Source organism: Komarekiella delphini-convector SJRDD-AB1 (assembly GCF_014831675.1).
Lineage (GTDB): Bacteria > Cyanobacteriota > Cyanobacteriia > Cyanobacteriales > Nostocaceae > Komarekiella.
Map to the genome: position 1 here is coordinate 93,995 of NZ_VJXY01000029.1, position 6,478 is coordinate 100,472.

The following is a 6,478-nucleotide window of genomic DNA, read 5'->3' on the forward strand; positions in this document are numbered from 1 at the left end:
CTCAATTGTGATAACAATTTGATACTTGAAGCTTTTAACGGTTTTAACCATCAAACTGGTGGTAGAATCTCCATATTCTCTATCGAGAATGTGCTGTTATCCTCTGGCGTTTGCGATCGGATACCTGCAATCATCTATTACCATAAACAGTATATAACTGTATTCCCATCAATTAGCTGTAGTTTTAGAGGAGAATATGAGATGACTTTGTGGCAGCGCCCACTGAAAAGATTCCAAGCGATGTCTCACGACAAGCTGCTAGCCTACGGCAACGCCAAAGGCGAACGCATCTACGCTGAACAGAGAACACGGTTCAGACTGAATTCGCTTAAAAGCTTTGTATCGCTCTTTGTAGTAGGAGCCGTTTTGAGTGTGGCACTCGCCGCCTGTGGTGAAAATGCCAGTAATTCGACTACTGAAGCCCCTGCGGCTAGCCCTGTTGCTGCCAACAAACAGAATGTTGAACTAACGCTGGTTTCCTTTGCTGTCACTAAAGCAGCTCACGAAGCCATCATTCCTAAATTTGTAGAGCAGTGGAAGAAAGAACATAATCAAACCGTTAGCTTCAGGCAAAGCTATGGTGGCTCTGGTTCCCAAACTCGTGCTGTTATCGATGGTTTAGAAGCAGATATTGTCCACTTAGCATTAGCTGGAGACACCCAAAAGATTGAGAAGGCTGGATTAATTCAGCCAGGATGGGAGAAAGAAGTTCCCAATAATGGCATTGTCTCCAAATCTGTGGCGGCGCTAATAACCCGTCCAGGTAATCCTAAAGGCATCAAGACCTGGGAAGATTTGGTGAAAGGTGATGTAAAACTGATTACAGCTGACCCCAAAACATCAGGTATTGCTAGGTGGAATTTCCTAGCGTTGTGGAATTCCGTGATTAAAACCGGCGGAGATGAAGCTAAAGCTACTGAATATGTGACTAAAGTTTACAATAATGTGCCAATTCTGACTAAGGATGCGCGAGAAGCGACTGACACCTTTGCCAAGCAAGGTCAGGGAGATGTCTTAATTAATTACGAAAACGAAGTTCTCTTGGCACAGCAAAAGGGCGAGAAAGTTGATTATGTCGTTCCTGAAGTGAATATATCTATTGACAATCCGATCGCTGTGGTAGACACAAATGTCGATAAGCACGGCAACCGCGAAGTTGCTGAAGGTTTTGTTAAATTCCTTTATACCCCAGAAGCACAGCAAGAGTTTGTCAAGTTAGGATTTCGACCCGCAAATGAGGAAATAGCCCAAACTAAAGCAGCTACAGATAAATTTCCCAAAGTGAAAACTCTGGGTACAGTTCAGGACTTTGGCGGTTGGGAAGCAATTGATCAGAAGTTCTTTGTAGATGGGGGTATGTTTGACAAGATTCAAGCCCAAAGGAAACGGTAATTAGTTATTAGTTGATAGTCAGTCGTTACTGTTAGTAGAAAAAATAACTGACTATTAACTACCAAAAGAAAAATTTTTGTGAGTTTGAAATTTTGAATTCTTGACTATGACTTTATCTCCTTCTATAGAAATTGACCGTAAAACTCCAGCTTGGAAGGCATTTATTCATCAGTTGTTGCACCTTCCCTGGACATGGCGAATTACTCTAGGATATCTAACAGTAATGTTGTTTATCCCCATAGTTGCCATGTTCCTCAAAGCGAGTACGGAACCTCCGGCGAGATTTTGGGCGATCGCAACCAGTGATATCGCGCTAGCAACATACAATGTCACTTTTGTCACATCAATTCTAGCGGCTTTGATCAATGGGATTTTTGGTACTTTGATTGCTTGGGTTTTAGTTCGCTATGACTTTCCTCTGAAACGCTTAATTGATGCCACCGTAGATTTACCCTTTGCACTGCCAACGTCGGTAGCAGGGTTAACACTGGCAACAGTTTACAGTGATAACGGCTGGATTGGTTCGCTACTAGCACCTCTAGGAATTAAAGTATCTTTCACTCGTTTGGGGGTATGGGTTGCAATGGTATTTATTTCACTGCCTTTCGTAGTGAGAACAGTGCAACCTGTGCTTCAGGAAATGGAACATGAAATTGAAGAAGCCTCCTGGTGTCTGGGTGCTTCTCAATGGCAGACCTTCTGGAAAGTGATTTTGCCGCCATTATTTCCGACAATTTTGACTGGTGTTGCTTTGGGTTTCTCCCGTGCAGTTGGGGAGTATGGTTCAACGGTAATTATCTCTTCCAATACGCCTTTCCAAGATTTAATCGCACCCGTACTAATTTTCCAACGCTTAGAGCAGTATGACTATTCTGGTGCAACTGTAATTGGTGTGGTTCTACTGGCAATTTCATTAGTGCTATTACTGGCAATTAATTTCTTACAAGCATGGGCAAGGCGATATGACAGTAAATGAGCCAAGTTTTCACTCATCTGGGTCTAATACAGGTACAGTAAAGCCAAAACAGCAGAAAAGTTGGGTTCCAACACTTTTGATTGGTATAGCAGTTGTCTATTTAGCTTTAGTTCAATACATCCCTGCACTCAACGTTTTTTTTCAAGCCTTTAGAAAGGGAGTTGGGCCGTTTTTATCTAACCTGACACACCCCGCCTTTCTGCATGCAGCCGGACTGACGCTGTTACTGGCTTTGATTGCTTTACCTGTGAATACAGTATTTGGACTTTGTGCAGCTTGGGCGATCGCTCGCCATAAGTTTCCCGGACGCGCCGTAGTTCTAAGTATTATTGACTTGCCCTTTTCTATATCGCCCGTAGTTGCAGGATTGATGATTGTACTCCTCTACGGACGAAATGGATGGTTTGGGCCTTGGCTCCAGGCACATGATATCAAGATTATCTTTGCCTTTCCAGGCATGGTGCTAGCTACGGCATTTGTGAGTATGCCTTTTGTCGCCAGGGAAGTAATTCCTGTTTTAGAAGAGTTTGGTAAAGATCAAGAAGAAGCTGCTAAGACCCTAGGTGCAAACGATTGGCAGATCTTCTGGCGTGTTACTTTGCCTAGTATCCGCTGGGGTTTACTCTACGGCTTAATTTTGACTAATGCCAGAGCAATGGGTGAGTTCGGAGCGGTTTCAGTAGTATCTGGCAATATTGCTGGCCAAACTCAGAGCTTACCACTGTTTGTAGAAGACGCTTATAAACAGTATGAAACTGAAGCTGCTTTCTCTGCGGCTGTCTTGTTGGCTCTATTAGCAGTAGTGACTTTAGTGCTGAAGGAGATTTTAGAACGAAAAACTCGGATTAAAGATGTTGAATAGATTGGGGACTGGGGATTAAGAACTGGGGATTAAAAATTAAATTATTGCTAATACTCAATACTCAATCCTCATTATCCAGTTTTTATCAAAGGCGTTTGCTCAAACGGTTGATTTAAAAATATGGCTAGCGACAACGATACACTTACCAATCAAAGAATTCGAGTCAGGATTCCCAAAGACTATCACCAAGAACCTGTGATTTCTCGCCTGGTGTCTGACTATGGTCTGACTGTTAACATTACTGCGGCAATTCTAGGAGCTAATGCTGTTGGGGATGGTTGGTTTGACCTTGATATTCAAGGAACAAATAAACAAATTCACAATGGACTGACATATCTTCATGACTTAGAACTTGAAGTCTGGGATAACACCAAAATAGCTGATTGGTAAAATCATTTTCCACCCATAGTTATAACAAACAAATTCTTCTCATTGCAGTAAAACTGTCAAATTTACTATGGTTTTCAAAGAATTTTCAATAGCACTCGTAGTTTTTCTTCTACTTTAAACGGTGGTTGTTGGTAGTTGATAGTTTTATATTCTGGTGTCACGCTCCAATCATACCGTTGCAGCAACGTTGCCAAAAAAATCTTCATCTCCATCTTGGCAAACTCCATACCAATGCATATATGTTCGCCACCGCCAAAACCAATTAAAGCAAAGGGATCTTTTTTATCCTCTTCGCGGGGAGATGCAAAGCGTTCTGGGTCAAACCGTTCTGGGTTAGTATAAATTTCTGGTAAGCGGTGCGTTAATCCTTGAGCAATAATAATCACCCAACCAGGAGGAATGCGATAGCCTGCATATTCAATTTCTTTCACAACTCCCCGCAATAGTATTACACCTGCGGGATTGTAAAGGCGTTCTATTTCTTTTAAAAAGTAAGTCATTTGGTTAAGTTGTTTGAGGTGTCCCAAGTTCAAAGGTTCATCTCCTACAACTTCTGTTAGTTCTTGACGGAGTTTATCGCGCCATTGCGAATATCTTGCTAATTCAACCATTGCCCATGTTAGGGATGTGGCAGTAGTAAAATGTGCTGCATTTAGCAAGTGTATCAGTTCGTCTATGATTTGTGATTGGGCTAAAGCATTACCCTCTTCATCCACTGCTGCAAGAAACAATCCTAATACGTCACAAGACTCCTTTAAGTTGCCTTGCATTTGGCGATCGCTAATAATATTTTGTAAGAAGGCTTTAAGTTGACGACGAGCTTTCTGGGAGCGACCATATTTTGTAAATGGTAAATCTAACCGTAATAACGTTAATGCTCCCTGCATCAAATTGTTATACAACTGTTCAACTTGTTCAATTTGATTTTGTAGCTGAACACCCAATAATAGACGAATCCCAATTCGTAATGCTAGCTGGTTAAATTCATTTTTAATAGCAATTGTACTGTGTGCCGCCCAGTTTTCTAGACAGTTGTTAACTTCAATTTGCATAATATCAAAGTAATTAGCAATGGCTTTCCCGTGAAACGCCGGAGCTATTAAGCGACGGGTACAGCGATGTTCTTCTTCATCTTGAAGCATCATAGGACGACCGAAAATATGTTCCATAGCCGGTTTCCATCCTAAGTAAGAAGATACATGGTCGGCTTTTTCTTGTAAAATTAATTTATTTGCTTCTGTCCCTACCAAAACTGCATGTTTGGTTCCTAAAATGCTGGTTTTGAAAACAGGGCCGTATTGCTCGTAGTTCTTTGCTAATCCCCATCCTTGGGTAGCAAATAATCGGAGAGTCTCGCCTAAAATGGGTAGCCCAAAGTTACCGGGCATTTCCTCTGCTGATTTGAGTTGTGACATTTTTTTTAGATTCCCTTCACTTCAGATTCCCGACTTCTTAAAGAAGTCGGGAATCTGAAGTAAGTTTAGTACTGACAAGATAATCTTGTCTCGCGCAATCTTCCGAAAACTAGCGCAATCTTCCGAAAAATTCAAAGTGCTTTCTTAAATATTTGAGGAGTGACGCCGATATATTTACGAAAAACCTTAGCAAAATGACTTTGGCTTTGAAATCCTACTAATTGAGAAACTTGTATAACTGATAATTCTTGTGTTAGTAAATATTTTGCTCTCTCAACCCGGCATTTAGTGACATACTGGTGAGGTGCTATTCCTGTTGATTGTTTAAACAAACTAGCAAAATAATGGGGACTCATTTGGACGACCGCAGCAATTTCTGCCAATGATAAATTTTGGTCTAAGTTATCGTTAATATAGGCGATCGCTTCTTTTAATTTATGTTTTGGTAATCCACCAGTATATTCTCTAATAATGGATTTATGTGTCGAATAGCGTTTTAACAAATGCACCGCCAACATATTTGCTGCTGATTCTAGATAGAGATAACTATCAAATCCATTAGTCTCTATTTCTTGCTTGAGTGTCAGCCCAATTTGTTGAATCAGTGGGTCGTGAGTTTGCAACTGTTGTACAATTTCAACTACATCAGCATCTACTGACTCGTAAGCAACACGAGTAATCATTGTTGGTTCAATACCGATGTGAATAAACCCTAAGTCCTGCTCAAATTGTACTGCTGGAGATATTTGGTGAGCCGGAAAAATTCCTACATCGGTTGCTGCATAGGATTTGCTTTGCCAGTGTCCGTTAATTTTTAATTTTGCTTGAAACTCTTTACTGTAAATAGTAACAATGTGCTGAAAAGGAGATGTCTCAGGAAGTTTATAATTAGATTGGCGATGATAGGCAAAATAAAAACCATTCCAACCAGCCACCGGGGTAGAGATAATTAAAGGTTTGGGAAGGAATTGTTTTAATTTATCTGGTTGGGCGGCATTAATTCTAAAAGCTTGCTGTGTTTGCATTACCCACTCACGCTAAAGATTTTTAATTATTAAATTAAGCTGTTATGTATTTTAATTGCATATTTACTCATGAGAGTAGTCATTTGTCATTTGTTATTAATTATTCTCTCCTCTTACCCCTCTTATATGTAATCACCATATTCTTGATTGAGATTATGGTGTTTGCTCTTGCTATTTCATCTAGATACCTGTACTATCTATTACCAAACCATAAAATACTATATCTTGAGCGATAAACTGTAGATTTTAGATAGGTGATATAGAGTCAGTATGTGACTAGATATCTGCAATAGATGGAAACGTACCTCATTGAAAGGGATTAGGGATTGGGTATTTTATTTATTCACCTTGTCCCCCAGTCCCCAGTCCCCAGTCCCCAGTCCCCATTCCCCAGTCCCCATTCCCCAGTCCCCATTCC

Annotated in this window: 6 protein-coding genes; 4 read left to right on the top strand and 2 right to left on the bottom strand. The window is 40.7% G+C overall.

Annotation, left to right across the window (positions count from 1 at the left end; genetic code table 11):
* Positions 1-201: 201 nt before the first annotated feature.
* The 4 genes from FNW02_RS23265 to FNW02_RS23280 all read left to right on the top strand — a co-directional run bounded on the left by FNW02_RS23265 (position 202) and on the right by FNW02_RS23280 (position 3,620).
* Positions 202-1,392: a sulfate ABC transporter substrate-binding protein gene (locus tag FNW02_RS23265; protein WP_191759861.1), complete on the top strand. Its 1,191-nt coding sequence runs from the start codon at positions 202-204 to the stop codon at positions 1,390-1,392.
* A gap of 106 nt (positions 1,393-1,498) precedes the next feature.
* Positions 1,499-2,368 carry a sulfate ABC transporter permease subunit CysT gene (cysT, locus tag FNW02_RS23270; protein WP_191759862.1) on the top strand — a complete coding sequence of 290 codons (870 nt, stop codon included), beginning with the start codon at positions 1,499-1,501 and terminating at the stop codon, positions 2,366-2,368.
* Entirely contained in the window at positions 2,355-3,230 is an 876-nt protein-coding gene (cysW, locus tag FNW02_RS23275) for a sulfate ABC transporter permease subunit CysW (protein ID WP_191759863.1), read from the top strand. Before cysT ends, cysW begins: the two co-directional genes overlap by 14 nt.
* A gap of 120 nt (positions 3,231-3,350) precedes the next feature.
* Positions 3,351-3,620: an NIL domain-containing protein gene (locus tag FNW02_RS23280; RefSeq protein ID WP_191759864.1), complete on the top strand. Its 270-nt coding sequence runs from the start codon at positions 3,351-3,353 to the stop codon at positions 3,618-3,620.
* 74 nt (positions 3,621-3,694) lie between these two features.
* On the opposite strand, the gene FNW02_RS23285 is transcribed toward FNW02_RS23280, so the two are convergent.
* Together FNW02_RS23285 and FNW02_RS23290 are read right to left on the bottom strand one after the other, a co-directional pair.
* Positions 3,695-5,035 (bottom strand): cytochrome P450, encoded by a 1,341-nt coding sequence (locus FNW02_RS23285; protein WP_191759865.1) that lies wholly within the window; start codon positions 5,033-5,035, stop codon positions 3,695-3,697.
* A 131-nt stretch (positions 5,036-5,166) separates the two neighbouring features.
* Positions 5,167-6,060: an AraC family transcriptional regulator gene (locus FNW02_RS23290; protein ID WP_191759866.1), complete on the bottom strand. Its 894-nt coding sequence runs from the start codon at positions 6,058-6,060 to the stop codon at positions 5,167-5,169.
* Positions 6,061-6,478 lie beyond the last annotated feature (418 nt).

Excerpts from the sequence above, each read along its gene's own strand:
- FNW02_RS23265 (WP_191759861.1), top strand. The coding sequence starts at position 202 with ATGACTTTGTGGCAGCGCCCACTGAAAAGATTCCAAGCGATGTCTCAC.
- cysT (WP_191759862.1), top strand. The coding sequence starts at position 1,499 with ATGACTTTATCTCCTTCTATAGAAATTGACCGTAAAACTCCAGCTTGG.
- cysW (WP_191759863.1), top strand. The coding sequence starts at position 2,355 with ATGACAGTAAATGAGCCAAGTTTTCACTCATCTGGGTCTAATACAGGT.
- FNW02_RS23280 (WP_191759864.1), top strand. The coding sequence starts at position 3,351 with ATGGCTAGCGACAACGATACACTTACCAATCAAAGAATTCGAGTCAGG.
- FNW02_RS23285 (WP_191759865.1), bottom strand. The coding sequence starts at position 5,035 with ATGTCACAACTCAAATCAGCAGAGGAAATGCCCGGTAACTTTGGGCTA.
- FNW02_RS23290 (WP_191759866.1), bottom strand. The coding sequence starts at position 6,060 with ATGCAAACACAGCAAGCTTTTAGAATTAATGCCGCCCAACCAGATAAA.